Annotated in this window: 2 protein-coding genes; both read right to left on the bottom strand. The window is 61.6% G+C overall.

Going from position 1 to position 1,035, the window contains the following annotated elements:
- On the bottom strand, window positions 1-223 hold a 223-nt coding region (locus tag D7V88_RS41775; RefSeq protein WP_120545984.1), incomplete at its 3' end, for a hypothetical protein.
- A gap of 242 nt (window positions 224-465) precedes the next feature.
- A complete protein-coding gene (locus D7V88_RS41770; RefSeq protein WP_120545733.1) occupies window positions 466-690 on the bottom strand; it encodes a hypothetical protein in 225 nt (74 codons plus the stop codon).
- Window positions 691-1,035: the final 345 nt, after the last annotated feature.

Raw genomic sequence — 1,035 nt, 5'->3', positions numbered from 1 at the left:
ACTTGAGGTTGCTGATGACGGACATCGCGATCTCGTTCAGCTTCTTGATGATGTTGGAGGCGAAGGCAACGGCCTCCTGCTGCTTCTGGAGCATGAGCTGCGCGGTGGCGCGCTCGAGGTCGACACCGGAGAGGCCGGCCAGGGAGGACTTCTCGGTGGCGCTCAGGGACTGGCTGCCCTTGAAAGCGGTAGAGAGGGCGGCGGCGGAGGCAGTGGCGTTCATGGGAGAGACTCCAGAGGTTTGGAAGAGGTGTGTGCTGCGGCGCTGCTTACATAGGGATTATGGCGGATCAGGGGGCGGAAGTTTCCTCCGACATTTCCGATTCCTATTTTTCTCCCAGCCCCTGGCCCCTGGCCGGGTTCGCTCCGCACCCACCCAGAAGGGAAGGGTGGCAGCGGAAAAGCAAAGAGCCGGCCTCCCGTGAAGGAGGACCGGCTCTTAAATCGCCAGGGAAGCGGCGATGCTTACTTGAGGTTGCTGATGACGGACATCGCGATCTCGTTCAGCTTCTTGATGATGTTGGAGGCGAAGGCAACGGCCTCCTGCTGCTTCTGGAGCATGAGCTGCGCGGTGGCGCGCTCGAGGTCGACACCCTCCAGGCCGGCCAGGGAGGACTTCTCGGTGGCGCTCAGGGACTGGCTGCCCTTGAAGGCGGTAGAGAGGGCGGCGGCGGAGGCAGTGGCGTTCATGGGAGAGACTCCAGAGGTTTGGAAGAGGTGTGTGCTGCGGCGCTGCTTACATAGGGATTATGGCGGATCAGGGGGCGGAAGTTTCCTCCGACATTTCCGATTCCTATTTTTCTCCCAGCCCCTGGCCCCTGGCCGGGTTCGCTCCGCACCCACCCAGAAGGGAAGGGTGGCAGCGGAAAAGCAAAGAGCCGGCCTCCCGTGAAGGAGGACCGGCTCTCAAATCGCCAGGGAAGCGGCGATGCTTACTTGAGGTTGCTGATGACGGACATCGCGATCTCGTTCAGCTTCTTGATGATGTTGGAGGCGAAGGCAACGGCCTCCTGCTGCTTCTGGAGCATGAGCTGC

The sequence above is a fragment of the Corallococcus terminator genome (assembly GCF_003611635.1).
Taxonomy (GTDB): Bacteria; Myxococcota; Myxococcia; order Myxococcales; family Myxococcaceae; genus Corallococcus; species Corallococcus terminator.
Note: the sequence above shows the minus strand (reverse complement) of the source record. Positions and strands in the feature narration are given on the sequence as shown.